The sequence below is a fragment of the Rhizobium sp. PAMB 3174 genome (genome assembly GCF_052908375.1).
The window spans coordinates 1,459,022-1,484,625 of sequence record NZ_CM128608.1 but is presented as its reverse complement, the minus strand read 5'-3'; the positions used below and the strand labels follow the sequence as shown (position 1 = coordinate 1,484,625).

Sequence of the window (25,604 nt, the reverse complement as noted above, 5' to 3'; positions counted from 1 at the left end):
ATTGAAACAGGATCGGTCCGCCAACCGAAGTGCCACCTCTCTATCATCGAGACATAGCGCGGCGGCAGGGCAAATTTCAGAAACCCACAGCCGATTCGCAAGCGGCGGTCCGCATCTTTCTCACAGGATTTCCCCGGCCACAACCGGCTCGTGTTTCGGCGGACGGCCTCTCGGCCGCAAGGAGCCGGTGAGGAACAGCGACAGGACGAGTGGCGGCAGAAGCATGGCGAGCCCTTCCCTGAGACCCGAATATTCGGCAACGAAGCCGATCATCGGCGGCCCAACCATGAAACCGGAGATCGCTACAAAGGTGAGAATGGCAACGCTCGCCGCCGGCGGCCGGTCGGTGAGGCTGGCGGCAGCAGTGACGCCGAGCGGGAAGCCGACGGAAACGCCGAAGCCGATCAGGGCGAAGCCCGCAAAGGCAATCGCTGTGACGGGCGCCAGGAGAACGATGACGAGGCCGAACAGCAAGGTCACGCCACAGAGCCGCGCCGTCATGACTGGTCCGAAGCGTCCGCGCATCCAGTCTCCGATGAACCTGCCGCCTGCGGCCGTCATCGAAAACAGCGCATAGCCGAGGCCCGTGGAGACACCGCTCGTCGAGAAGATGTCGCGCAGATAGACACCGGACCAGTCGGCGATCGCGCCCTCCGCCATCGTCACACCGAAGAGGAAAAAGCAGATCGCAACGAGCGGCTTACCGGGAAGCTGGAACCGCCTGACGGAGGATTCATCTTCCCTCGCCTCCGCCGCTTGCGGGACGGGCAACCGCATCGAGACATAAAGGCATACGGGCAGCGACAGGATGGCCGCAATCAGCAGCGACCAGCGCGGTTCCAGCATGAGCCCGGCAAATCCCGCGCCGATCAGGCTGCCGGCCATCATGCCGAGGCTCCAGAAGCCGTGGCAGCGGCTCATGATTGCCGACCCGGTCTCCTTTTCGATGAGATCGGCCTCGACATTCATGCCGAGTTCGATGATCGACAGCGTCGCGCCCAGCACGACTAGCGCCAGATAGAGCATCGGGCCGTTCCAGGCGAAACCCGGCAGGCAGACGGCAGCGAGATAGGCAGGAAATCCGTAGATGATCGTGGCTCGCCCGCCGATCGCGGATGCCAGCCGCCCGGCGAAGGGCAGCGTCGTCAGCGTGCCGGTGGCGGTGCCGAGCAATGTCAGCGCCAGTTCCGCCGGGCTCAGACCGAGCTTTTCCTGGATATCGGGAATCCGCGGGATCCAGCTGCCGAAGGCAAGCGCCTGCAGAAAAAACACGGCCATGATCAGTCTTTGTGGAGACATGGTGTAAACGTCCGGATCTAAAATGGGGTCACGGTCGGGCGGGATGCCGGACGGGGAATCGCTGCGATAGATTTTCCAGCAAAAGACGGCCTTCGCCTAGTGCAAATACTGACAATAGGAGCGCAAAACAGGAGCCAGTTCATCGGCTGCTGACAATATATGTCATCAGTGATAACTATCTCTCCAAGATGTCACGCTCCGAACGCCTGCTGGATCTCCTGCAAATCCTCCGGCGCCACCGCAACCCGGTGGCGGGACAGACCCTTGCCGACGAACTGCATATTTCGCTCAGAACCCTCTACCGCGACATCGCCACCCTGCAGGCGCAGGGCGCCGACATCGAGGGCGAAGCGGGCCTCGGCTACATATTGAAGCCGGGATTCATGCTGCCGCCGCTGATGTTCACCGAAGACGAGCTGGAAGCGCTTGTGCTCGGCTCGAAATGGGTGGCGGGCCGTACGGACAACGAACTCGCCTTCGCCGCCCGCAACGCGCTCGCCAAGATTGCCAATGTCCTGCCGCAGGACCTGAGAGACAATCTCGACGCCAACAACCTGATGGTCATTCCCGGCGAACCGGTTGCCGCGGGCCCCGTCGATCTGGCGCCGATCAGAAAGGCCATTCGCGCGGAGCGGAAACTGGAGATCACCTATCGAGACGAACGCGGCACCGATACACAACGGATCATCTGGCCGTTTGCACTCGGCTTCTTCGAGAAGGTGCGCGTTGCCGTCGCATGGTGCGAGTTGCGCCAGGATTTTCGCAACTTCCGCGTCGACAGGATTGCCGATCTGACCGTCACTGAAACGCGTTACCCCCAGCGGCGGGCGGTTCTGTTGAAGAATTGGCGGGACAGGGAGTTCACTGAACACGGCAGGCTCCGACGCAAACGGCCAACCGGAGCGGATACTGACAAAATCTGACAGCATGTGAACGTATGGTCTCCTCGTCACCAACAAGGAGCCCACCGATGCATACTCCCAACTTCAACCTTCTCTATGTCGCCAACCCGACCGAAAGCGCCGCCTTCTACGGGGATATCCTCGGCCGCAAGCCGGTCGAATCGTCTCCCGGTTTCGCCATGTTCGTCCTCGATGACGGCTTCAAGCTCGGCCTCTGGCTGAAGAATGCGGTCCGCCCGCCGGTCTCCGCCGAAGCCGGCGGCAGCGAGATGATCCTCGCCTGCGACAGCGAAGCCGAAGTCGATCAGGTCCATGAGGCCTGGAAGTCGAAGGCCATCGCCATCCTGCAGGCGCCCGAGACGATGGAATTCGGCTACACCTTTACGGCCGCCGACCCCGACGGTCACCGCCTGCGCGTCTACTGCGTCTCGGAAAATCCGATGTGAGGCGACGATGACGCGCTTCTGGATCGCCGTCGCCTCCGCCGATCATGTCCGCACCGGACTGACCGGAGGGTTCATGCAGGTCTGTCATGGCAAGGCATCGCCACTTGCAAGGCTTCACCCCGGCGACGGGGTGGCCTACTACTCGCCGACCGCAAGCTTCGCCGGAAAGGACCGGCTGCGGGCCTTCACCGCCATCGGCCGGCTGAAGGCGGGCGCACCATATCAGGCGAACATGGGCGGCGGATTTCACCCGTTCCGCCGAGACATCGACTGGATGCAGGCGACGGAAGCCTGGATCGTTCCGCTGCTTCCGCATCTGGAGTTTGCCGCCGGCAAGGCGAACTGGGGCGCGCAGTTCCGATATGGGCTGTTCTCGATCAGCGAGCGGGATTTTGTGCTGATCCGAAGCGCCATGAATGCGCTCGAAGTCCGCACAACGGACGCAAGCGACTATCGCCGCTCGGCGTGAGGGCCGAGGTCCAGCAGGTCCCGTGAAACGCCGAAGACTTCGGCGAAACCCGCCTGCCCCTTCCGCGTCAGGGCAAGCGCCCGGCTGTCCGGCTTCCGCTTCAGCCAGTCGAGTTCGTTTGCCCGGCGCAGCATATCGGCGCCCAGCCGCCCGCCGATATGATACCGCCGCTCGCTCCAGTCGAGACATGTCCGGCAGAGCGGGCGGCGGATTTTCCCGTCATCGGCGGTGTCGATGCCGAAATCGCAGAAGAAGCGCTGCCCCTCCTCCGTCACCATGCCCGCCCCCTCGCCGAGCCGCAGCAAGCCCTTTTCCACCAGTCGGTCGGTCAACGCCACCGCCAGTCCGCCCGCCATATGGTCGTAGCAGGTGCGGATGCGCCGCATCGCCTCGTCACGTGGCCCCGTCGGCCGATGTCGCCTGGGGCCGGCCGCCGCGAGCGCCGACAAGGCCTCGATGGCGCTGGCGATCTCCGCCGATGCGAGGCGGAAATAGCGGTGGCGTCCCTGCTTTTCCGGCAGGACGAAGCCGGCGTCCGACAGTTTTGCCAGATGACCGCTGGCCGTCTGTGCCGTGATGCCGGCGCAATGGGCGAGCTCACCTGCGGTCAGCGCCCGGCCCCCCATCAGTTCGCACAGCATGTTGGCGCGCGCCGCATCGCCCATCATGGCGGCAATCTCGGCAATCGAATTGGCGGAAGCGAAATTGTTCATGGAGGAAGATTACCGGAAAGCGCCGGTCCCGGTCACGCGCTTTCACTTCGGCCCTCGCCGAAGCATGGACCACGCCGGAACCGCTATGCCTCGGCCTCCCGATCACGAGGAGACTGCCACCGATGTTCCCGTCCGACTTGAAATCCGCCCGCCTCGTCTGGCTGACCATCCAGACTTCGACAATCCGGAGCGTCCTTTATCGCCACTTGCGGCTTTGGTGGCGGAACTGCTGGAGCCGTTCGCACCTGCGCGATCTCGACGATCATCTGCTGCGCGACGTCGGGCTGACACGAAAGCAGGCCGAGAAGGAAACGCTGAAATGGTTCTGGCAGTAGGCGGTGCTTTAGCGCGGATCGCGGCTCAGCCGCTTTTCCGCCAGTTCGCGCTCGTATTCGGCAAACAGCGCGTCACCCTTTTCGCCGAGCTCGCGCAGATAGGTCCAGGTGAAGATGCCGCTGTCGTGCCGGTCGTTGAAGACGATCCTTACGGCATAATTGCCAACCGGCTGCACCGCGACAATGGTGATGTTGCGCTTGCCCGGCACCGTGACCTTCTGCCCCGGACCATGCCCCTGCACCTCCGCCGAGGGCGATAGAACGCGCAGCATCTCCGCCGGCAGCGCAAATGTCTTTCCGTCGTTGAAGGTGACGGTCAGGCAGGTCTTCTCCCGGTTGACGCGCAGTTCGGTCGGCCACATATCACTCATGAGCACTCAATTCCCTGTTATCCGGGCTCCAACTATGCCTCCGCCACTGGAGGCGCAAGCGCAGTCTGCTATATATGGGCCCGAGAGACCGAAAGAAACCGATCGGAGAAGACGTGAACAGCGTTCCCGGAACATTCGACAAGGCAGCAAAACTTCCGCGTGCTGACGGACCGATGGTCGACCCGTTCGGCCGTCATGTCAGCTATCTGCGCGTGTCGGTCACCGACCGGTGCGATTTCCGCTGTACCTACTGCATGGCGGAAAACATGACCTTCCTGCCGAAGAAGGACCTGCTGACGCTGGAGGAATTGAACCGGCTCTGTTCCGCCTTCATTGCCAAGGGTGTGCGCAAGCTGCGGCTGACCGGCGGCGAGCCGCTGGTGCGCAAGAACATCATGTTCCTGATCCGTGAGCTCGGCCGCCATCTGGAAACCGGGACGCTCGACGAGCTGACGCTGACCACCAACGGCTCGCAGCTCGCCCGCCACGCCGAAGAACTCTATGATTGCGGTGTCCGCCGCATCAACGTCTCGCTCGATACGCTCGACCCGGAAAAGTTCAGGGCTATCACGCGCTGGGGCGATTTCTCTAAGGTCATGGAAGGCATCGAGGCGGCGCAGAAGGCCGGGCTGAAGATCAAGCTCAATGCCGTTGCGCTGAAGGATTTCAACGAACATGAAATCCCCGACATGCTGCGCTTTGCCCATCAGCGCGACATGGAGCTGACGCTGATCGAAACCATGCCGCTCGGCGAAACCGGCGAGGATCGCACGGAACAGTATCTGCCGCTCTCCAAGGTGCGCGCCGATCTCGAACGTCAGTTCACGCTGACCGATATCGCCAAGCGCACCGGCGGCCCCGCCCGCTACGTCTCGGTCGCCGAGACCGGCGGAACGCTCGGCTTCATCACGCCGCTCACCCATAATTTCTGCGAAAGCTGCAACCGGGTACGGCTGACCTGCACCGGCACGCTATACATGTGCCTCGGCCAGGAAGATGCCGCCGACCTGCGCGCACCGCTGCGCGCCAGCGAGGACGATGCGCTTCTGTTCCAGGCGATCGACGAGGCGATCACCCGCAAGCCGAAGGGTCACGACTTCATTATCGACCGCGATCACCGCCGCCCGGCCGTATCGAGGCATATGAGCGTCACCGGCGGGTGACAAAGGCCTATGGGGGGCACACATGAGGCTATCGCGGACCGCACCGCTCGCCGTTTCGGCGGCATTCTTTCTGTTGGCAGGCGTGGGTCACGCTGAAGAAGCCGCGCCCGACGATGATCTGAAGGCCGCCGCCGCTTTCGTTTTCCAGGCTCTTCCCGGCCAATGCGACGAGCGCGACGACAGCGATGCATCCGGGCTGATCGAGGACGACCAGTCATACAAGATGAGCTGGAAAAGCAGCTACGACGATAGCGGCGACGACCAGAAGGCGACGCTTTACCGAATCTTCTGCTACGCCGGCGCCTACAACATCGCCAGCGTCTTCGCCATCCGACCCGCCGACGGCGATTTTACCCTCGTCGCCTTTGCCGAACCGACGTTCAAGGTCGACTATGTCGAAGGTGACGAGACCTACACGAAACTCAAGGCGGATCCGGCCGCGACGGGATTCGGGACCACCTATCTCCTGGTGAATGCCGATTTCACGCCCGAAAACAACACCATATCGAGCTATTCGAAATGGCGTGGCATCGGCGATGCCTGGACGCAGGGCGAATGGCAGCTGCGCGACGGTCAGTTCGTCCTTACCGGCTTCTCCATCGACCCGATCTACGAGGGCAACCTCGACAATCCGTCCGATGAAGAGATAGACAAGCATTTCCAGCTTTATCCGGAAACAAAATAAGACCATTCGCAGGATGTCGCCTTGGCATCCACAGTATCGCAGGGCTATGACTTGGTCCGAAACTCACCGGACATGATTCATGGCACTTTCCAACAACGTCAAAGGCGCCCTCTATATGATGATGGCGATGGCGACGTTCACCTGCAATGACGCTCTGGTGAAATCGCTGACGCCGGTGATGAACACCGGCCAGATCATCTTCCTGCGCGGGCTGTTGACTACCGTGCTCCTGCTGCTTCTGGCGTGGCGGCTGAAGGCGCTCAGGCATCCGCGCGTGATGCTGCAGCCGGCCCTGATCGGCCGCACGATCTTCGACGCGCTGGCAACGGTCGCCTACCTTCTGGCGCTGCGCGACATGCCGATCGCCAACACTTCGTCGATCCTCCAGTCTCTGCCGCTTGCCGTCACCTTCGGCGCCGCCATCTTTCTGCACGAGCCGGTCGGCTGGCGGCGCTGGTCGGCGATCCTGGTCGGCTTCCTCGGCGTTCTGGTCATCCTGCGGCCGGGACCGGAGGGCTACGGGCTCTCGGCCATTTTCGTGGTCCTGACCGTGCTTTTTGCCGCCGGGCGTGATCTGACCACCAAGCTGGTTCACGCCGACACGCCGTCGACCACGGTCAGCGCCTACAGCTGCGCCATCATCACCGTCGTCGGCGCGGCACTGATCGAGCCGCTCGGTGCGTGGCAGCCGGTCACCGGCCATTCGTGGGCCGTTCTCGCGGTGACCTCCGTCCTCGTGCTCGGCGGCTATCAGGGCATCGTCATGGCCATGCGCACCGGCGAAATCTCCTTCATCGCCCCTTTCCGCTACACAAGCCTCCTCTGGGCGATCCTGATGGGGTATCTTCTTTTCGCGGATGTCCCGGACAGGTGGATGCTGGTCGGGGCGACCATCGTCATCGGTTCGGGTCTTTACACCTTCTACCGCGAGAACAAGACCCGGTCGAAGAGCGCCGTCAGCCAGCGTTCCTCGGTAGGCCCCAATCCCTGGAAGGTTCGTCCGTAAGGTCGACGCCCAGCAAGGAGACGAAGCGATGCAATGCGCCCTGCCCCACGGAACACGACCCGGACTGGTCCTCGCCGGCGGACTGTCGCGGCGGATGGGCGAGAGTAAGGCCGACCTTTCCTTCGACGGATCTTCGCTTCTGGCCTTCGTGTCCCGCCGGCTGGCCGCCCAGGTCTCCGACCTCGCCATCAATTCAGACAGCGCCTCGGCGACGGAGCTCGCGCTCCCCGTCGTGCCCGACATCATCCCAGACCATGCCGGTCCCTTGAGCGGCGTACTTGCCGGCCTTCGCCATTTTTCCAGCCTTTGCCCCGCCGCAACGCACATGATCACCGTTCCGGTCGACGGCCCGTTCTTCCCGGCCGACCTTGGCGCACGCCTGATGGAGCTTGCCGATACCGACGGCATTGCCATCGCCAGTTCGGCGGGTCGCAGCCATCCGGTCTTCGCGGCCTGGCCCTTCTCGCTCGCCGACGACCTGGAGGCATGGCTTTCCGACCCCCAGAACCGGCGGCTGACCAGCTTCCTCGCCCGCCATCCGCATCGCGAGGTCGCCTTTGCCCTGATCGACACGCCCGCCCGGCCCGTCGATCCCTTCTTCAACATCAACACGCCCGCCGACATGGCCGAGGCGGTTTCTCTGCTGGACGCGATCAGATGAGCACACGACCCAAGATCTTCGGCATTGCCGGATGGAAGAACTCCGGCAAGACCGGGCTGATGGTCCGCCTTGTCTCCGAATTCACCGCCCGGGGCTTGAAGGTCTCGACCATCAAGCATGCCCACCACGACTTCGACATCGACAAGGTCGGCGCCGACAGCTACCGCCACCGCGAGGCCGGCGCACACGAGGTGGCCCTCGTCTCCGGCACGCGCTACGCCATCATGCACGAGCTGCGCGGAGCGCCCGAACCCACTTTCGAAGAGATCCTTGCCCGCCTCGCCCCCTGCGATCTCGTGCTGATCGAAGGCTACAAGCGCGAGCCTGTGCCGAAGATTGAGGCCAGGCGCAGCGAATCGCGGCGCAACGAGCCGCTCGCTCCCACTGATCCGCACATCATGGCCATCGCCGCCGACCACCCCGTAACCGATACGGACCTGCCGGTGTTCGATCTGGACGATACGGCAGCGATCGCCGATTTCATCGCTGCAACTTTGCAGCTGCCGCAGACATCCACCACGGAATGATTGCGCCTTGAACGGCGAAGGCCGCCGGACTTGCGTCCGGCGGCCTTCCTGTTGTCCTTGCTGTCAGTCACTTACTGGTTGGAAGCGACCGGACGGACCAGCGCGGTGATCCGGCGGATCGTGACGCGGCGGTTTTCCTGCGACGCGCCTTCCGTCTGGATCTTCAGGTAGCGCTCGCCATAGCCCTGGGTCACCAGGTTTTCCGGCGGGATCTTGTAGAAGCGGCTCAGCACTTCCGCGACCGACTCGGCGCGTTCATCCGAAAGCACCAGGTTCGATTCGTCGGAGCCGACGGCATCGGTATGACCTTCGATCAGGAAGGTCTCGCCCGGATCATTGTCGATGATCCGCTTCATCGCCTCGGCGACGTTTTCCAGCGAGTCGGCCTGGTTCATCGACACATCGGCACTGCCGGTGGCGAAGTGAATCGTGTCGAGGTCGATGCGACGCATCTTGTCACGGACACGGGCCGAATAGCGGACTTCGTCGAGCGAGTAGACGCGTTCAACATTCTCGACCGGCGGTTCACGCAGGAAGTCGTAGTAGTCGCGATCCGGATCTTCGCCGGCATCGATGATGTACTGGTCGACCGGGATGCGCAGGCGCATCGGCGGCAGGTCGAGACCCGGGTCGCGATAGACACGCTGCTCGTTCGGACGATCGTTGAGCTCCGGCGAATAGAACAGCACGGTCTCGCGGCCGCGGCGATCGACACGCGAACGCTGGATGATGTCGCCGTAGCGGTTGCGGATCGTCACGATCTGCACACCGTTCGGACGCGTCACCGTTTCGCGGACACGGCCATGGGACAGCTGATCATAGGTCGTCTCGCGATCATCACCGAAGCGGCTGGTATCGTCGCTGCGGACGATGATCCGCCCGTCAAGACGCAATACGTCACGACCACGAACACGCTTCTCGACGCTAGAGCCCTGCGGCTCGTCGAATTCCGGCGCGCGGCGAATACGCTTGCCTTCTTCTTCTGTCGCCTTCTCGATAATGATCGGCTTTGCCTGTTCGGCGCCGGTACGCTGGGCGTCGGCGTCAGACTTCGGAGCCGGCGGCGGTGGCGGCGCCGAAGGATCGGGTGCCGGAGCAGCCTGCTGCGTGGCCGATGCATCGCCGTCCTTGGCGCTGTCGAGCACCGGACGACGCTTGCCTTCGGCAGTCTTGTCGCGCTTGCGGTCCTTCCGCGGCGTGGCGTCCTGGGTCTGATCGGGTGCCGGGGCCGGGACAGCGTCCTGCGTCTGCGGAACGATCGCCTCAGCCGGCTTCTGTTCCGGTGCGGGAGCGGCTTCCGCAGGCGCGGGCTGCTCTTCGGCAGGCTTTCTCTTCTTCATGACCGGCTTGTCATCCGGCTTTGGAGCTGCCTCGGGTGCAGGCGCGGCAGCTTCCGGCTGCGGCTTGACCTCTTCAGGCTTCGGAGCCTGTTCGGGTTCAGGAGCGGGCGCTTCAGCCTTCGGTTTCGGCGGCGGCGGCGCCGGTGCGGGCTCCGGAGCAGCTTCAGCCGGTGCAGGCGCTTCGGCCGGCGCCTGTTCGTTCACTTCCGGCTTGCGGTCGCGCTTCTTGCGCGGTGCTTCGCCCTGATCCGGAGCGGCTTCGGGTGCAGGCTCGGGAGCGGCCTGATCGGCATTCCGGTCTCCGCCGCCGGCAGCCTGAGCCGCCTCGAGTTCAGCCTCCGCCTGCTGCAAGGCAGCCTGCGCAGCCCCCACGTCTCCGCCGTTGGCCATGGCGTCTTCAAGGTCCTTGCGAGCCCTGCGCACGGCCTGACGCGCCTCCTTGACGCTCATCGCTACCGTGACGACGGCGCCTTGCGAGATGCCGACGGCCGGCTTGACAGCAGGCATCGCGGCAGCCGGCGACAGCATCAGCGGCAAGCCGACGATCGGCATGAACACGTGTGTAAGCAGAAATTTCTTATTCGTCATTCGGGGGTTTCCTCTCTTTATGATCGGGCACATTGGCTGCGCACTGCAAGAACAGTTCGATCCAATTTTCGTTAGACTATGTGGATGGCCGTGAACCCTGCATGAACGAACGATACAGGCGAAGTTCATGCGATCCGCGCTTTGACCAATGACAATTCATCCGCAAGAACGCGGGGCCTGGCCGTCCGGTTCCCAGTAATCGCCATTGCAATTTCCCCAAAAAAGGTTTGATTATCACCAAAGTTGGTTGCTTTTTCTCAGCCAGCAGCTACGTCCGCATCGAAAAACAAGCAAACGGACGTCAACAGAGAGGAACTATTGAACATGTCCAAACGTCTGATCGCGGTCGCCTCCCTTATTGCGGCCAGCCTCTTCGCCGGCTCGGCTCTCGCCGAAGGGGAGAAATATGTGATTGGCACCGACTCGACCTATCCGCCCTTCGAATATGTCGACTCCGCCGGTAACTTCCTCGGCTTCGACATGGATATCGGCCGGGCGCTCTGCGAAGAGATGAAGGCGGAATGCACCTTCGTTTCCAACGACTGGGATGGCATCATCCCGGCCCTGCAGGCCAAGAAATTCGACATGATCCTGTCGTCCATGTCGATCACCGACGAACGCAAGCAGCTCGTCGACTTCACCGACAAGATCTACAACACACCACCGGCCATCGCCATTCCGAAGGATAGCGACGTCAAGAGCGTCGAAGACCTCGCAGGCAAGACCATCGGCGCGCAGACTTCCACCACCCACGCCAACTATGTCGAGGCGCACCTGAAGGATTCCGAGCTCAAGCTTTACCCGAGCTCCGACGAATTCAAGCTCGACCTGTCGGATGGTCGCGTTGACGCCGTCATGGACGACGTCGTCGTGCTGACCGAATGGGTCAAGTCGGAAGACGGCGCTTGCTGCAAGATCCTGACGACCATGCCGGTTGATCCGAAGATCAACGGCGCGGGCGCCGGTATTGCCGTGCGCAAGGGTGACGACGCCCTTCGTGAAAAGCTGAATGCGGCCATCGCCGCCATTCGCGCCAACGGCAAGTACAAGGAAATCCAGGACAAGTACTTCGATTTCGACGTCTACGGCGACTAAGCCGGGAAAGTCTAAGGGGCGGGACGCAAAGTCCCGCCCTTTTAAAATGCCAAAGGGCAGACGATGAGCGGCAACGACCGCAAGGGGAATTGGCATGAACGACATCCCGTCCGCGGGCATGTCCTGGTGGGACAGCGTTCTTTACTGGCTTGATCCGCTCTGCGGAAAGATCGGCCTCTTCACATGGCTCGGAGAGGGACACCTCCTCTCCTGCGGCGACACCGGCTGGGGCGACGAACTGGCAAGCGGCGTGCTGATCACCGTGATGCTGGCGATCGCCACGCTACCGGTCGGCGTCATTCTCGGCTTCCTGATCGCGCTTGCCATGCGCTCCCAGGAGAAATCCCTCCGCCTGGCCGCCGGCATCTACACGACCATCTTCCGCGGCCTTCCCGAACTGCTGACGCTCTTCATCATCTATTACGGAGCGCAGATCCTGGTGCAATCGCTGCTGGCGAGCCTCGGCTACGAACAGGGCGTCGAGATCAACGCCTTCGTCGCCGGCATGGTGGCGCTGGGCGTGGTCAGCTCGTCCTACTTTTCCGAGGTTATCTACGCCGCCATGCAGGCGATCCCGAACGGCCAGTTCGAGGCCTCCGCCTCGCTCGGGCTCAGCCGCCGCCGGACCTACGGCCTGGTGATCATCCCGCAGCTGGTCCGCATCGCACTTCCCGGCGCGACGAACCTCTGGATGATCCTTCTCAAGGACACCTCCTACGTCTCGATCGTCGGGCTGGCGGAACTCCTGCGCCAGACATCCGTCGCCGTCCGCGTCACCAAGCAGGCCTTCTTCTTCTACTCGATAGCCTGCCTCATCTACCTCGTCCTCGCCGTCCTGTCCTCGTTCGCACTGCGCTATATCGAAAACTGGGCCAAACGTTCGGAGATCAGCCGATGAGCGTCGCGGAAAAACTCATCCCAGCCCAGCCGGCCCCCCCTCTCCCGCCGCAGAAAATGTCGGGCGCTCGCCTCACGGGCTACACTCTGCTGCTCCTCTGGGGGCTCCTTGCCATCAGTCTCGTCATGATGGTCGTCAACGGCTTCGATCCGGAAAAATTCGCCAAGTATGGACCGCGCTATCTGCACGGGCTGATGACGACGCTCATCCTCGTCAGCATCTCGATGGCCGGCGGTGCGATCCTGTCGCTGCCGCTAACCTTCGCGCGCATGTCCAGCAATCCGTTTCTCAACGGCCTTGCCTATGGATATGTCTACGTCTTCCGCGGCACGCCGCTGCTCGCGCAGCTCTATCTGATCTATTACGGCCTAGGCAATTTCCGCCACGAGCTGGAAGCTGCCCATCTCTGGTGGTTCTTCCGCGATGCCTGGTATTGCGGACTTTTCGCCATGTCGCTCAATACCGCAGCCTATCAGACGGAAATCCTGCGCGGCGCCATTCAGAGCGTTCCAAAAGGGCAGCGCGAGGGGGCGTCTTCGCTGGCCATTTCGAAGGCGGTCACGTTCTGGAAGATCATCATGCCGCAGGCGATGATCGTGGCGCTCCGCCCCTACAACAACGAGTTGATCCTGTTGATCAAGGGCTCGGCCGTAGTCGCCATCATCACCGTCTTCGATCTGATGGGCGAAACGCGCTACGCCTTCTCGCGCACCTTCGACTACCAGACCTATCTCTGGGCGGCGATCTTCTATCTGGCAATCGTCCAGACGCTCAGCAACGGCGTCGATTTCATCGAGGCAAGGCTCACCCGCCACCTCAAGCGCTGATATGAAAAAGCCGGCAAATCGCCGGCTTTTTTCCATTATGTTCAGGATCACGCCCGCCTGCGGTTCTTCTCGATTGCTTCGTAGTAGCGCTGCTTCTCGAGATACATTTCCGCATCGGCCCGTTTGACCACCGATTCTATCTTCTCGTTGGGCTCGCTGGTGGCCGCCCCCATGGAAACGCTGAGCGTCAGGTCCGAATAGAACCTGTTGTTGATTTCCAGGAGCTTGTTGATGTTGTCGATCAGCGCCAGCGTCGCCGGGCGATCATAGCCGGGTAAGAGGATGGCGAACTCGTCGCCGCCGATGCGGGCGCAATGGTTCGGCGGCGTGACGACGCCGTTCAGCACTTCGCCGATGCGCCGCAGAAGCGAGTCGCCGGCATCGTGACCCAGCGTGTCGTTGGCTTCCTTCAGCCCGTTGAGATCGAGCAGGATGGCGGATACCGGCCTCAGCGACTTGCGCTCCAGCCGGTTCATCTCGTCCATGTAGAAGGCGCGGTTGTGGAGCTTCGTCAGCACGTCGTGCTTGCCGAGATATTCGAGATAGGCCTCCGCCTTCTTGCGGGCGGTGATGTCGGTCAGCGCCACCTGCACCAGCGACCAGTCCATCTCATGGCCAGGCAGCACGGAGAACTGAAGAAGCACATGCCGTTCGGTGCCGTCGAGGGCGTAGTTCACCACCTCACGGGAATGGAACAGGTTGTTGTTCCAAAGCTCGATCAGCTGCTCGCGGAAGTGATGCTCCATTTCGTCCCGGAAGACATCGCCCAACCGGTGCATGATCGTGTGCTTGTCGGAGGCCACAAAGAGGCTCAGGGTCGCCTTGTTGACGTCGATCAGCCGGATTTCACTCATGCACTGGCGAACGAATTCCGGATGAACATCGGTAAAGACGCGGAAGTCGACGATACCGCGCGCCCTCACCTCTTCCAGCAGTGTTCTGATGCGGCTGAAGTCTTCGACCCACAGCGACACCGGCGAATGCTCGAAAATACCCTCGGCATATTGCCGGCTGGCGAGCTCCTGCCGGCGCGCCGTCTCGCGTTCGGTCACGTCCTCCGTCGTCAGCAATACGCGATCGAGCGAATTTTCGGAGCCCGGCAGCACGGCGCCGCGCAACTGGATGTCCAGCCGGCGGCCCGAAAGCGTGTAGTTGATGGCGGTGCCCGAAAACTGCTGTCTGCCCTCCCACAACTGCGACAGCTCGTTGACATGGCTTTCCAGCATCTCGTCGCGGAACACCAGTCCGAGATTGCCGACAAGATGGTCGAGGTCACGGGCTTCGAACAGTTCCAGGGTCGCGCGGTTGACCTTCAACACCTTGATCGCCTGCGAACACGCCATGACACGGGACGGATCCTCCCGCAGGAACGCCTTGATGTCGATGACGCCTTCGGCCTTCCACCGGTCGAACAGCGCCTTCACACCGCTGAAATCCTCCACCCACATCGCAATGGGAGCAAGGTCAAACGTGGATTCCGCCGCATCGAAAACAGGCATGGTCAGTCTCTTCAGAAAGTGGGGTGTCAAAAATGGTCCAATACAAATGCTGCACTAAACGTTACCGCGAAAGCTAAATATTTGTTAAACCTCACGCTGTCCCGAAGCCTGAAATGCGGCAATCCTCAATCAATTTTGGTAAATAAGCCCGCGGCCTGCATCCAGGCTCGCCACCATCGAGCCTAGCAGCACTCGCGCCACGCGGATGCTAACATATTATTTTAAAAAGAGAAAAATCCGAATAAGACAGAATTGTAAAGCCTCGGTTAATGATGGCATGCTCAAATCGCTGAAGACCGGGACCACCCGGCGATGAGAGCGGGAACCATTGATGAACTGCGAGGTCATTGCATGAATCAGGACATGGAAATGCAACTCAAGGGCTATGGTGTGACCACGGCCGAGATTCTCTACCGCATGCCCGATCACCAGACCCTTCTGCAAAGCTATATCTGGCAGCATTATGATCTGGCGCCGGATTTCCCCGAGATGAAGAACTTTCTCAAGTTCTGGCAGGAAAAGCTCGACGGTCCGTTGCATTCCGTCCGCTACGTCCATCGACGGCTGATATCGGCCAGCGAATGGCGGGCGCTGAAAGGGGAATTCATCCTCCACTAGCCTCTGGTCCCCGATTTCGGTTGCGCTGCCCACCCTGGCCGCGTAGATCAGGCCGACTTGAAGACGGCACCGGAAATTGGGACCATGACTGCGAAAAAGATCGACGAAGAAGCATTGGCCGAGGCCTACAACCGAGCGCTGGCGCTCGAAAAGGCCGGCAACATCGACGCCGCCGTCAAGGCCTATGAAGAGGTGCTTGCCCTCGATCCCGAAGACCATGGCGGCGCGGCCGTGCGCATCGCCTCCATGGGCCGTGGCGAAACACCGCCAAAGGCACCCGATGCCTATGTCGAGACACTGTTCGACCAGCACGCGGAAGCCTTCGAGGATATCCTCGTCGAGCAGCTTGGCTATTGCGTCCCGCTGCTGATGCGCCAGCGCCTGCAGGCGCTTGAGCTGACCGGCCCCTATGCCCGTATGCTCGACCTTGGCTGCGGCACCGGCCTTGCCGGCGGCGCGATGCGCGACATGGCCGGCGACATCACCGGCATCGACATTTCCGAAAACATGGTCGAGATCGCCCACGAAAAGGATCTCTACGAGACGCTCTACGTCGCAGAGGCCGAGGACTTTCTCGAAGACAACGATGAGGAACCCTTCGATCTTGTCACCGCGACCGACGTGCTGCCCTATCTCGGTGCGCTGGAGCCCCTGTTCTTCGGCGCCGCCGAAAACATGAACTCCGGCGGCCTGTTCGTCTTCTCGTCGGAGACCGGAAGCGACGAGCTGATGGCCGGCCGCCCCTATGCGGTCGGACCGCATCAGCGCTTTCTGCACACCGAGGCCTATGTCCGCGAGCGCCTTGCCGCGACCGGTTTCGAAGTCGTGGAAATCACCGACATCAACGTCCGCATGCAGGACGGTCATCCCTCGCCCGGTCATCTGGTGATTGCCCGCCTGGCCTGAGTGAAGCGGAGCGCGGGGGCGCCTGAAAGGTCAACAGCCGAACGGCGGCGGCGAGTATCTGGAAAATGGCGGACATTGCATGGGCTCCTTTTCAGGAGCTTATGCATCCGCTTGCGCTTTCCGTTCAAACGAGCTTATCGTCAACGTCGATTGACTTGAGGTTATGCGAGGATGAAGAGATGAAGCGCGGACGTCTGCCGCTGACGGCACTCAGAAGCTTCGAAGCAGCCGGCCGGCTGCTGAGCTTCACCGCGGCCTCGGAGGAGCTTTTCGTCTCGCAGGCGGCCATCAGCCGGCAGATCCGCCAGCTGGAGACCTTGCTCGGCAAACCGCTCTTCGAACGACATCACCGCTCGGTGACGCTGACCGACACCGGGCAGAACCTGCTCGACGTGCTGACCACCTCCTTCGACATGATCGGCGGCGTGATCGACGGGATTGCTGCGACGCCTGCCCGCGGACGCGTCAAGGTCAGCTGCGAGCCCGCCTTCGCCTCGAACTGGCTCGGCCCGCACCTGCCGGATTTCCATCATCGCCACCCCGATATCGACGTGCTTGTCGAATCCGACATGCGGATCATCGAGTTCCGCGCAAACGAGGCCGAGCTCGCGGTTCGATTCGGCAGGTCCGACGAATCCTGGCCACGGACACAGGCCCATCGCCTGACCGGCGTCGAAATGAGCCCCGTCCTCTCCCCGGACCTCCTGCACAAGGGGCCACCGATCAGGACACCAGAGGACCTTCTGAACTTTCCGCTGCTGCACGAAGACGACCGCGCGCTGTGGGGCGCATGGTTTGCCGCCGCCGGCCTCGGCTCGCTGCCAATACCGTCGGGTCCGTACTTCACCGATTCGGCGCTGGTTCAGCAAAGCGCGCTGCGCGGCAGCGGCGTGGCGCTCGCAGACGCGCGCCACGCAGCCGACGACATTGCAGCCGGCAGGCTGGTTCGGCCCTTCGACCTCGCCATCGCCTATGGCGCCTACCACCTCGTCGCCCGCAATTTCTCACGCTTATCGCCGGCCGCCGCCATTTTCGCCGCATGGATCGAGGCGCAAATGAGGCGCGACGAAACCATCAATGCCGTCTGAGGACTCATCACGAAACGTCATGCAAGGACAGTTTCGGTTGCCAGCGGCGCGCTCAACGCGTTTACTGGCGCCGTTAATATAATTTGATCGACGACCGCGGGAGGGGACCTGCCCAAGGCCGGAGATCATCATAAAGGAGAGGCACTAATGACTATCGTGAACTTCGCGAAGACTGTCGCCGCAGGCGCATTCGCCCTTGCGTCGCTATCGCTCACGGCATCCGCTCAGGATCTCAACTTCTTCACGATCGGCACGGGCGGCACCGCCGCCACCTATTATCCGGTCGGCGGCGTCATCGCCAACGCCATTTCCAACCCGCCGGGTTCGCGCCCTTGCGCAGAAGGCGGCAGCTGCGGCGTCGAAGGCCTGATCGCCTCCGCCGTTTCGTCGCGCGGCTCGGTCGACAACATCAACGCCATCGTCTCCGGCCTGCGCAATTCCGGCTTCGCCCAGTCCGACGTCGCCTACTGGGCCTATTCTGGCACCGGCACAATGGAAGGCAAGGAGCCGGCAACGGACCTGCGCTCCATCGCCGCCCTGTTCCCCGAACACATCCACCTGGTCGCCAGCAAGGACAGCGGCATCAACTCGGTCGCCGACCTCAAGGGCAAGCGCGTCTCGCTCGACGAGCCGGGCTCCGGCACCTATGTCGACGCCAAGCTGATCCTGGAAGCCAACGGCCTGTCGACCGACGACATCGAAGCCGAAGCACTGAAGCCCGACGCATCGTCTGACGCGCTGCGCAACGGCAAGCTGGACGCCTTCTTCTTCGTCGGCGGTTATCCGACCGGCGCCATCGTCGAACTCGCCGCCTCCGCGCCGATCAAGCTCGTTCCGATCGACGGAGCCGCCTCCGACGCTCTGACCAGCGAATACAGCTTCTTCTCGGTCTCCGACATCCCGGCCGGCACCTATGAAGGCGTCGACACCGACACCTCCACGGTCGCCGTCGGCGCCCAGTGGCTGACCAGCGCCAAGGCCGACGACACGCTGATCTACAACATCACCAAGGCGCTGTGGAACGACAACACCCGCAAGCTGCTCGACACCGGCCACGCCAAGGGCAAGGTGATCACGCTCGACACCGCGCTGGACGGCCTCGGCGTTCCGCTGCATCCGGGCGCAGAGAAGTTCTACAAGGAAGCCGGCCTGATCAAGTAAGGCCGATTGCGACGACAGCGAGCCCGGAGCGTCACCGCCCCGGGCTCTTTCTGTCTTGATAATTGCGGGGACAAGAACATGACACACGACGCGACCGGCCACACCCTGACAGCCCAGGAGCTGGAAGAACTCGAGCGCCGCTACGATCCGGAAACAGCCTACCGGCCAACCGGACCGCAGATCGGATTTTTCATCGCGTCGGCGCTCGTCGCCATGTCCGTCTATCATTTCTATGCCTCGGGGTTCGGTAACATACCGGAACTCCTGCACCGCGGCATTCACCTGTCCTTCGTCCTCGGCCTCACCTTCCTGCTGTTCCCGTGGAAAAAGGCAGACAGCAACGAGATGCCGCCGGCCGCCTGGTACCGTTTCCAGGGCGTGGCGCTTGCCGACATCCTTTTCAGCATCCTCGCCGTCGCCGCCGCCATCTACCTGCCGCTTCTGCCGCCGCAGATCGTCGCCGAGCGGGTCGGCAATCCATCGACCTCCGACATTTACCTCGGCACTATCCTGCTTCTGGTGACGCTCGAAGCGGCCAGACGCTCGGTCGGACCGACGCTGCCGGCGATCGCCATCCTCTTCATCGGCTTCGCGATCTTCGGACCGTGGATGCCCGGCGCGCTGAAACACGGCGGCGCCAGCTGGCTCGGCTTCATCAACCACATCTACATGACCAACCAGGGCATTTACGGCGTCGCCATCGGCGTCATGGCCCAATACGTCTTCCTGTTCATCCTGTTCGGCGTGCTGGCGACCCGCATCGGTCTCGGCCAGCTGTTCATCGACCTCGCCATGGTGCTTGCCGGCCGCTATTCCGGCGGTCCCGCCAAGGTGGCGATCTGCGCCTCCGCCTTCATGGGCTCGATCTCCGGCTCCTCGATCGCCAATACGGTGACGACCGGCGCGCTGACCATTCCCGCCATGAAGCGCATCGGCTATCCGGCACACTTTGCGGGCGCGGTCGAGGCAACGTCCTCGACCGGCGGCCAGATCACCCCGCCGGTGCTGGGCGCCGCCGCCTTCATCATGGTCGAATACCTGCAGGTGCCACTGCGCGACATCCTCGCCGCTGCCCTCGTCCCTGCCCTGCTCCACTACTTCGGCATCTTCGTCATGGTGCATCTGGAGGCCAAGAAACTCGGCCTCCGCGGCCTCACCAAGGACGAACTGCCGAATGCGCTTCTGGTGCTGAAGGAAAACTGGCTGGCGGTCGTGCCGCTGATCATGCTCGTCTACTTCATCCTCTCCGGCCGCACGCCCGACTTTGCCGCCGTCTACGGCATCATCGCCTGCGTCGTCGTCGGCTTCCTGAAGCCCACCAACCGGCTGACCATCAAGGACCTGTGGAACGCGCTCGCCGACGGCGCCCGCAACACGATCGCAGTTGGCGCGGCCGCTGCCTGCGTCGGCATCATCGTCGGCATCGTCACTCTGACCGGCGTCGGCTTCCGCCTCGGCTTCATGGTCGTGCAGACGGCTTCCGACATGGGTTCGATGTTCTCCGCCATCTGGCCGCTGAGCTACATTCCGCTCAACGAATGGACGCTGTTCTTCTCGCTGGTGCTGATCGCCTGTGCCTGCATCATCATGGGCGCCGGCATTCCGACGACGGCGACCTATATCATCCTCGTCGCGGTCGCCGGCCCGGCCCTGCAGCAATTGCAGGTCCAGCAGCTCGTGGCCCACTTCTTCGTCTTCTACTACGGGGTGCTGGCCGACATCACGCCACCCGTGGCGCTGGCGGCTTATGCGGCGGCGGGGATCGCCGGCTCCAATCCGTTCACCACGGGCAACACCGCCTTCCGCCTCGGCATCGCCAAGGCGCTGGTGCCGTTCGTCTTCGTCTATTCGCCCTCGCTTCTGCTCGTCGCCGACGGCTTCACCTGGACCGCCTTCGTCATCACCGTGATCGGGGCAGCCGCCGGTATCGCGCTGATCGGGATCGCCTTTTCCGGCTATCTCTTCGGCCGTATCGGCCGCTGGCAAAGACTGTGGACGGGTCTCGTGTCCTTCTTCTTCATCGCCCCCGGCCTGACGACCATGGCGATCGGTGCGCTTCTGTTCGCACCGGTGCTGATCTGGCAGATGAAGGCACGCGATCCGGCCGGAGCGAACGGATAGCGGCCGGGAAAGGCTTGGCCGCCCCCGGCCTTTCCTCTAAACCGGTCGGCAAGGCAAATATCCAAGGGAGTATGCGCATATGGCAAAGGTTGCTTTCATCGGTCTCGGCGTCATGGGATATCCCATGGCCGGTCACCTGAAGACCAAGGGCGGACACGACGTCACGGTCTACAACCGCACTGCCGCCAAGGCCGAGAAATGGGCCGAGGAATTCGGCGGCACCTCTGCCGCGACGCCCGCAGAGGCGGCGAAGGACTGCGACTTCGTCTTCATGTGCGTCGGCAATGACGACGACCTGCGTTCGGTTTCGCTGACTGAGACCGGTGCCATCGCCGGCATGAAGGCCGGTGCCATCCTGATCGACAACACCACCGCCTCGGCCGAAGTCGCCCGCGAACTCGCGGAGGCCTGCAAGGCGAAGGGCGTCGGCTTCATCGATGCGCCGGTCTCCGGCGGACAGGCCGGCGCGCAAAACGGCGTGCTGACCGTCATGTGCGGCGGTGACGAAGACACCTTCAAGAAGGCCGAGCCGGTGATTTCCGCCTATGCACGCATGGTCGGCCTCATGGGCCCGGCGGGATCCGGCCAGCTGACCAAGATGGTCAACCAGATCTGCATCGCCGGCCTCGTCCAGGGCCTTGCGGAAGGCGTCCACTTCGGCAAGCGCGCCGGCCTCGACATCGAAAAGGTGATCGAGGTGATCTCCAAGGGTGCGGCCGGTTCCTGGCAGATGGAAAACCGCTACAAGAGCATGAACGAGGGCAAGTACGACTTCGGCTTTGCCGTCGACTGGATGCGCAAGGACCTGTCGATCGTCCTCAACGAAGCCCGCAACAACGGCGCCAAGGTTCCGGTCACCGCCCTCGTCGACCAGTTCTACGGCGACGTTCAGGCCATGGGCGGCAAGCGCTGGGACACGTCCTCGCTGCTCGCCCGGCTGGAGAAATAACGACTGCCGCCGCGGCTTCCTCACAGAACCGCGCACGACATCATGGTCGGCATCACCACATGATTGCGTGGTGCCGGCCAAACCTTGCAGGTCCAGCCTCGAACTGAAGGACGGCAAGCCAATGCTCGATCATTTTCTCGCGGCCCAGGCGACAGTCTACGAGACGGCGCTTGCCGAACTTGAGGCCGGCCGCAAGCGCAGCCACTGGATGTGGTTTATCTTCCCGCAGATCGAAGGCCTCGGCACCAGCGAGATGAGCCGACGTTACGCCCTGCACTCCCTCGACGAAGCCCGCGCCTACCTCGCCCACCCGGTGCTTGGCGAACGGCTGCGCGAATGTACCCGCGCCATGCTGAAGCATGCCGACCGGTCCGCACGCCAGATCCTCGGCAGTCCCGACGACATGAAGTTTCATTCCTCCATGACGCTCTTCCACTGCGCAGCGCAGAACGAGCCGCTTTTCGCGGATGCTCTTGCGGCCTTCTTTGACGGCATGGAGGATGCGGCCACACTGACGCGAATATAGACTCGGGCCGGTCTATCCAAAGACTTCGCTACGGCTTCAGTCGTCGTTCGATTTCGACGCGTCGAGCACCATGTAATCGAGCGGCAGTTCGGTCGTGTACTTGATCTGCTCCATGGCAAAGGCCGACGACACGTCGCGGATCTCGATTTTGGCGATCATCCGTTTGTAGAAGGCGTCATAGGCGGCAATGTCCGGCACCACGACCCGAAGCAGGTAATCGACGTCGCCGCTCATGCGGTAAAACTCCACGACCTCGGGAAACTCCCGCACAACTTCGGAGAAGCGCTTCAACCACTCCACCGAATGGCTGCTGGTGCGGATCGACACGAAGACGGTGACCTTCGTGTTGACCTTTTCCGGATTGAGCAGCGCCACGCGGCGGCGGATGACGCCATCCTCTTCCATCTTCTGGATGCGCCGCCAGCAGGGCGTCGTCGACAGGCCTACCTTCTTGGCGAGATCGGCAACGGCAAGGGTGGTGTCTTCCTGCAGCAGGCGCAGGATTTTCCGGTCAAGTCTATCCATGGGGAAAGAGCCTTTCGAATATTTTCCTCCCTATACCGCGATTCCGGCGCGGATGAGGAATGCTTTTTCAATGCGTGAGCAAAAATACCTTCTCGCGCAATACCGGCAGAAGTTCGGACTCGAACCAGGAATTTTTCTTCAGCCATCCGGAATTGCGCCAGCTTGGATGCGGCAGAGGCAGAACCTGCGGATGCTTCGAACCGGCAAAGATCGCCTTCCAGTCCCGCACCGTCTCGGTCAGATTGGCCCTGCGTTCCGACGGCATATGCCACGCCTGGGCATACTGGCCGATCGCCAGCACCAGCTCGATCTGCGGCATCGCGGCCATCGCGGCTGCCCGCCATTGCGGCGCGCATTCCCTGCGCGGCGGCTTGTCGCCGCCCTTGGCGTCATAGCCCGGAAAGCAGAATCCCATCGGCACGATGGAAAACTTCCCCGGATCGTAAAACACGTCACGATCGACCCCGAGCCACTGCCGCAGACGGTCGCCGGACGGATCGTTGAACGGGATACCGCTGTCATGCACCCGGATGCCGGGCGCCTGGCCGGCGATCAGGATCCGCGCCGTCGACGAGAGCACCGCGACCGGACGCGGCTCATGCGGCAGACGGTCTTGCGGTCCCCTGGCGGGGTTGTCACGACAGAGACGGCAAGCCGCAATATCAGCCGACAGCCTCCCGGTATCCACAGTTTTTCTCACGTAACGTAATGCCCTAAAGAAAGTTGGTGTGCTGCGCCGGCTTTCAGTCCACCCGGCCGCGACCGCCGCCTTCTCCACGCCACAGGTCGAAATGAAACCTTGAGAAAGATGGCAAACAAAATCTTAGCTGGCAGCATCTTCTTAAGATTTGTCCGATAGCGTCTCTTCATCCGGATTGTAGCTTGTTTGGAACGATGAGTAAGGGCGTAGTCAGTACCAGTACCGACAAGATCATTGTCGACAAATCGCGCAGCCACCGCAACAAGCCGGTGTCCAAGGCTGTGCGCGCGACCCGTGAGCGCCTGCAAGCCAATCACTCCGGTGCCGGCGTCTTCGACCGCGACGCCATGAAGATGTATGCCGAGGCCTGCCTGCAGGGCGCGGCCATCGCACCTCTCCTCATTGTCCTCGTCACCATTGCCGGCCTCCAGTTGACCAGCGACGTCAGCTTCGTCGCTTGGGCCGCCTTCGCCCTGACGGCCAATGCCGTGAATATCCTGATGATGCGCCGCATCAGCCAATCGGAGATCACCGCCGCCAATATCGGCAAGACCCGCAGGCTGATGCTGACCGGACAGGTCCTGATCGGCATCGGCTGGGCCGGCCTCGTCATCATCGACCATCCGGAACTGGGGCAGAACTACCAGTTCTTCAAGGGCGTCGCCCTGTTGATCGCACTGTCGGCCAACTCCATGTCCGGCTTCATGCTGCGTCAGGCGACACTGTTCTGCTTCTCGCCTGTTGTCATCGTTCTTGCCGTGCGCGCCGCCGCCAGCCGGGACGTGCACGAGATCGTCCTGACCTCCGGCTTTGCAACCGCCGTCATCTTCTTCCTCTACATCACCGACAAGCTCTACAAGTCGAACATGCGCCTGATCGCCATCCAGTCGGAGAAGGACGATCTGATCGCCGAGCTCGAAGTGGCCAAGTCGATGTCGGACGAAGCCCGCCGCCGCGCCGAGGAAGCCAACCTCGCCAAGTCGCGCTTCCTCGCCTCCATGTCGCATGAACTGCGGACGCCGCTGAACGCCATCCTCGGTTTCTCGGAAGTCATGTCGGCCGAGGTGATGGGACCGCTCAACAACCCCTCCTACAAGGAATATGTCGGCGACATCCACCGCTCCGGCCAGCATCTCCTGAACCTCATCAACGAAATTCTCGACCTCTCGCGCATCGAGGCCGGACGCTACGAGCTGAACGAGGCAGCCCTGTCGCTGACCGAGGTCGCGGAAGACTGCATCGGCATGGTGCAGCTCAGGGCGCGGTCGAAGAACATCACCATCAACGAGCAGTTCGAGCCGGACATGCCGGACATCTGGGCAGACGAAAAGTCGATGCGCCAGGTGATCCTCAATCTTCTGTCGAACGCAGTGAAGTTCACGCCGCAGAACGGCACGGTCACCGTCAAGGCGGGCTGGACGGCCTCCGGTGGCCAGTACGTCTCTATCAAAGACAACGGACCAGGCATTCCGGAAGAGGAAATTCCGGTCGTCCTCTCCGCCTTCGGACAGGGCTCGATCGCCATCAAGAGCGCCGAACAGGGAACCGGCCTCGGCCTGCCGATCGTTCAGGCGATCCTCGCCAAGCACGAGGGCAAGTTCGTCCTGAAGTCGAAGCTGCGCGAAGGCACGGAAGTCATCGCCATCCTGCCCGCAAGCCGCGTCATGCAGGGCCTTCCGGCTGCCGAAGAGGCAGCCGTCATCCAGCAGCCGCGCAAGAAGAGCTTTGCGTGACCAAGGATTCGGGCTCAATCGGCCCCATCAAGCCGGAACGGATATTCAGGACAGGAAGCTGGAAATCACCACATAGGCCGCAAACAGGCCGTTGGCGATCAGCATGCAGAAAACGGCAAACGAGCCGAGGTCCTTGGCATGCTTGCCGACCGACGAGATCTCGGGCGAAACCCGATCGACCAGTTCCTCGATCGCCGTGTTCAGCGCTTCCGTCGCAAACAGCACCATCATCAGCACCACATAGATCAGGAAATCGATGATGGTCGCGCCAATGAGCGCGAACAGGAGGAGACCGACGACGAAGGCGAGCAACTCGTGCCGAAAGGCCGATTCCTTCAGCAGTCTGACGAAACCCTGTCTGGAATATTGAGCGGCGGCAAAGAGGTGGCGCAGGCCGGTTTGCTTCTTGATCGGACCGGAGTCCATGGCGGTGTCCCTGACGTCGATGGTGGC

28 protein-coding genes are annotated in these 25,604 nt (G+C 62.2%); 20 read left to right on the top strand and 8 right to left on the bottom strand.

The window, feature by feature from the left end; all coding sequences use genetic code 11:
- Positions 1-120: 120 nt before the first annotated feature.
- Positions 121-1,278 (bottom strand): MFS transporter, encoded by a 1,158-nt coding sequence (locus ACU5AY_RS07000; protein WP_446828527.1) that lies wholly within the window; start codon positions 1,276-1,278, stop codon positions 121-123.
- A 209-nt stretch (positions 1,279-1,487) separates the two neighbouring features.
- On the opposite strand from ACU5AY_RS07000, the gene ACU5AY_RS06995 reads away from it, so the two are divergent.
- From ACU5AY_RS06995 to ACU5AY_RS06985, 3 genes are read left to right on the top strand one after another with little or no spacing between them, the layout of a single operon-like run.
- Positions 1,488-2,222 carry a helix-turn-helix transcriptional regulator gene (locus ACU5AY_RS06995; protein WP_446828526.1) on the top strand — a complete coding sequence of 245 codons (735 nt, stop codon included), beginning with the start codon at positions 1,488-1,490 and terminating at the stop codon, positions 2,220-2,222.
- A gap of 47 nt (positions 2,223-2,269) precedes the next feature.
- Positions 2,270-2,647 carry a VOC family protein gene (locus ACU5AY_RS06990; protein ID WP_446828525.1) on the top strand — a complete coding sequence of 126 codons (378 nt, stop codon included), beginning with the start codon at positions 2,270-2,272 and terminating at the stop codon, positions 2,645-2,647.
- Between the two features lie 7 nt (positions 2,648-2,654).
- The gene (locus ACU5AY_RS06985) at positions 2,655-3,116 is read left to right on the top strand and encodes an EVE domain-containing protein (protein WP_446828524.1); all 462 of its coding nucleotides are present in this window, start codon (positions 2,655-2,657) and stop codon (positions 3,114-3,116) included.
- Here the strand turns inward: ACU5AY_RS06985 and ACU5AY_RS06980 are convergent.
- Positions 3,098-3,829, bottom strand: a complete 732-nt coding sequence (locus tag ACU5AY_RS06980; protein ID WP_446828523.1) for an ArsR/SmtB family transcription factor — start codon at positions 3,827-3,829, stop codon at positions 3,098-3,100. The genes ACU5AY_RS06985 and ACU5AY_RS06980 overlap by 19 nt on opposite strands.
- A gap of 122 nt (positions 3,830-3,951) precedes the next feature.
- Between ACU5AY_RS06980 and ACU5AY_RS06975 the strand changes: the two genes are divergently transcribed.
- Positions 3,952-4,164, top strand: a complete 213-nt coding sequence (locus tag ACU5AY_RS06975) for a DUF1127 domain-containing protein (RefSeq protein ID WP_446828522.1) — start codon at positions 3,952-3,954, stop codon at positions 4,162-4,164.
- 8 nt (positions 4,165-4,172) lie between these two features.
- On the opposite strand, the gene ACU5AY_RS06970 is transcribed toward ACU5AY_RS06975, so the two are convergent.
- Positions 4,173-4,535 (bottom strand): gamma-butyrobetaine hydroxylase-like domain-containing protein, encoded by a 363-nt coding sequence (locus ACU5AY_RS06970; protein ID WP_446828521.1) that lies wholly within the window; start codon positions 4,533-4,535, stop codon positions 4,173-4,175.
- A gap of 173 nt (positions 4,536-4,708) precedes the next feature.
- Here ACU5AY_RS06970 and moaA point away from each other — a divergent pair, with 173 nt between their 5' ends.
- The 5 genes from moaA to mobB all read left to right on the top strand — a co-directional run bounded on the left by moaA (position 4,709) and on the right by mobB (position 8,577).
- A complete protein-coding gene (gene moaA / locus ACU5AY_RS06965) occupies positions 4,709-5,698 on the top strand; it encodes a GTP 3',8-cyclase MoaA (RefSeq protein WP_446828963.1) in 990 nt (329 codons plus the stop codon).
- Between the two features lie 22 nt (positions 5,699-5,720).
- Positions 5,721-6,383 carry a DUF1176 domain-containing protein gene (locus ACU5AY_RS06960; protein WP_446828520.1) on the top strand — a complete coding sequence of 221 codons (663 nt, stop codon included), beginning with the start codon at positions 5,721-5,723 and terminating at the stop codon, positions 6,381-6,383.
- 79 nt (positions 6,384-6,462) lie between these two features.
- Complete coding sequence (locus ACU5AY_RS06955; RefSeq protein WP_446828519.1) at positions 6,463-7,389, top strand: DMT family transporter; 927 nt, start codon at positions 6,463-6,465, stop codon at positions 7,387-7,389.
- A gap of 28 nt (positions 7,390-7,417) precedes the next feature.
- Positions 7,418-8,050 carry a molybdenum cofactor guanylyltransferase MobA gene (gene mobA / locus ACU5AY_RS06950; protein WP_446828518.1) on the top strand — a complete coding sequence of 211 codons (633 nt, stop codon included), beginning with the start codon at positions 7,418-7,420 and terminating at the stop codon, positions 8,048-8,050.
- Positions 8,047-8,577, top strand: a complete 531-nt coding sequence (mobB, locus tag ACU5AY_RS06945; RefSeq protein WP_446828517.1) for a molybdopterin-guanine dinucleotide biosynthesis protein B — start codon at positions 8,047-8,049, stop codon at positions 8,575-8,577. Before mobA ends, mobB begins: the two co-directional genes overlap by 4 nt.
- 71 nt (positions 8,578-8,648) lie before the next feature.
- Here mobB and ACU5AY_RS06940 read toward each other — a convergent pair whose 3' ends face one another.
- Positions 8,649-10,505 carry an OmpA family protein gene (locus ACU5AY_RS06940; protein WP_446828516.1) on the bottom strand — a complete coding sequence of 619 codons (1,857 nt, stop codon included), beginning with the start codon at positions 10,503-10,505 and terminating at the stop codon, positions 8,649-8,651.
- 324 nt (positions 10,506-10,829) lie between these two features.
- On the opposite strand from ACU5AY_RS06940, the gene ACU5AY_RS06935 reads away from it, so the two are divergent.
- From ACU5AY_RS06935 to ACU5AY_RS06925, 3 genes are all read left to right on the top strand, one after another.
- Complete coding sequence (locus tag ACU5AY_RS06935) at positions 10,830-11,600, top strand: transporter substrate-binding domain-containing protein (protein WP_446823990.1); 771 nt, start codon at positions 10,830-10,832, stop codon at positions 11,598-11,600.
- 94 nt (positions 11,601-11,694) lie between these two features.
- Positions 11,695-12,498, top strand: coding sequence for an ABC transporter permease (locus tag ACU5AY_RS06930; protein ID WP_446828515.1), 804 nt, complete (start codon positions 11,695-11,697; stop codon positions 12,496-12,498).
- The gene (locus ACU5AY_RS06925) at positions 12,495-13,325 is read left to right on the top strand and encodes an ABC transporter permease (protein WP_446828514.1); all 831 of its coding nucleotides are present in this window, start codon (positions 12,495-12,497) and stop codon (positions 13,323-13,325) included. Before ACU5AY_RS06930 ends, ACU5AY_RS06925 begins: the two co-directional genes overlap by 4 nt.
- Positions 13,326-13,372: 47 nt before the next feature.
- Here ACU5AY_RS06925 and ACU5AY_RS06920 read toward each other — a convergent pair whose 3' ends face one another.
- Positions 13,373-14,824, bottom strand: coding sequence for a diguanylate cyclase domain-containing protein (locus tag ACU5AY_RS06920; protein ID WP_446828513.1), 1,452 nt, complete (start codon positions 14,822-14,824; stop codon positions 13,373-13,375).
- Between the two features lie 351 nt (positions 14,825-15,175).
- Between ACU5AY_RS06920 and ACU5AY_RS06915 the strand changes: the two genes are divergently transcribed.
- From ACU5AY_RS06915 to ACU5AY_RS06885, 7 genes are all read left to right on the top strand, one after another.
- Positions 15,176-15,442, top strand: coding sequence for an usg protein (locus ACU5AY_RS06915; RefSeq protein WP_446823986.1), 267 nt, complete (start codon positions 15,176-15,178; stop codon positions 15,440-15,442).
- Between the two features lie 84 nt (positions 15,443-15,526).
- Positions 15,527-16,348 carry a methyltransferase domain-containing protein gene (locus tag ACU5AY_RS06910; protein WP_446828512.1) on the top strand — a complete coding sequence of 274 codons (822 nt, stop codon included), beginning with the start codon at positions 15,527-15,529 and terminating at the stop codon, positions 16,346-16,348.
- A gap of 179 nt (positions 16,349-16,527) precedes the next feature.
- Positions 16,528-17,436 carry a LysR substrate-binding domain-containing protein gene (locus tag ACU5AY_RS06905; protein WP_446828511.1) on the top strand — a complete coding sequence of 303 codons (909 nt, stop codon included), beginning with the start codon at positions 16,528-16,530 and terminating at the stop codon, positions 17,434-17,436.
- Positions 17,437-17,583: 147 nt separating this feature from the next.
- Positions 17,584-18,597 (top strand): TAXI family TRAP transporter solute-binding subunit, encoded by a 1,014-nt coding sequence (locus tag ACU5AY_RS06900; protein WP_446823983.1) that lies wholly within the window; start codon positions 17,584-17,586, stop codon positions 18,595-18,597.
- 78 nt (positions 18,598-18,675) lie between these two features.
- Positions 18,676-20,718, top strand: a complete 2,043-nt coding sequence (locus ACU5AY_RS06895; protein ID WP_446828510.1) for a TRAP transporter permease — start codon at positions 18,676-18,678, stop codon at positions 20,716-20,718.
- A 79-nt stretch (positions 20,719-20,797) separates the two neighbouring features.
- Positions 20,798-21,667 (top strand): NAD(P)-dependent oxidoreductase, encoded by an 870-nt coding sequence (locus ACU5AY_RS06890; protein WP_446828509.1) that lies wholly within the window; start codon positions 20,798-20,800, stop codon positions 21,665-21,667.
- 121 nt (positions 21,668-21,788) lie between these two features.
- Positions 21,789-22,193 carry a DUF1810 domain-containing protein gene (locus ACU5AY_RS06885; RefSeq protein WP_446828508.1) on the top strand — a complete coding sequence of 135 codons (405 nt, stop codon included), beginning with the start codon at positions 21,789-21,791 and terminating at the stop codon, positions 22,191-22,193.
- A 36-nt stretch (positions 22,194-22,229) separates the two neighbouring features.
- Here ACU5AY_RS06885 and ACU5AY_RS06880 read toward each other — a convergent pair whose 3' ends face one another.
- Together ACU5AY_RS06880 and ACU5AY_RS06875 are read right to left on the bottom strand one after the other, a co-directional pair.
- Complete coding sequence (locus tag ACU5AY_RS06880; protein ID WP_446823980.1) at positions 22,230-22,718, bottom strand: Lrp/AsnC family transcriptional regulator; 489 nt, start codon at positions 22,716-22,718, stop codon at positions 22,230-22,232.
- Positions 22,719-22,785: 67 nt separating this feature from the next.
- Entirely contained in the window at positions 22,786-23,418 is a 633-nt protein-coding gene (locus ACU5AY_RS06875; protein WP_446828962.1) for a uracil-DNA glycosylase family protein, read from the bottom strand.
- Between the two features lie 194 nt (positions 23,419-23,612).
- Between ACU5AY_RS06875 and ACU5AY_RS06870 the strand changes: the two genes are divergently transcribed.
- Complete coding sequence (locus tag ACU5AY_RS06870; protein WP_446828507.1) at positions 23,613-25,151, top strand: sensor histidine kinase; 1,539 nt, start codon at positions 23,613-23,615, stop codon at positions 25,149-25,151.
- A 45-nt stretch (positions 25,152-25,196) separates the two neighbouring features.
- On the opposite strand, the gene ACU5AY_RS06865 is transcribed toward ACU5AY_RS06870, so the two are convergent.
- Positions 25,197-25,577 (bottom strand): diacylglycerol kinase, encoded by a 381-nt coding sequence (locus ACU5AY_RS06865; protein WP_446828506.1) that lies wholly within the window; start codon positions 25,575-25,577, stop codon positions 25,197-25,199.
- Positions 25,578-25,604 lie beyond the last annotated feature (27 nt).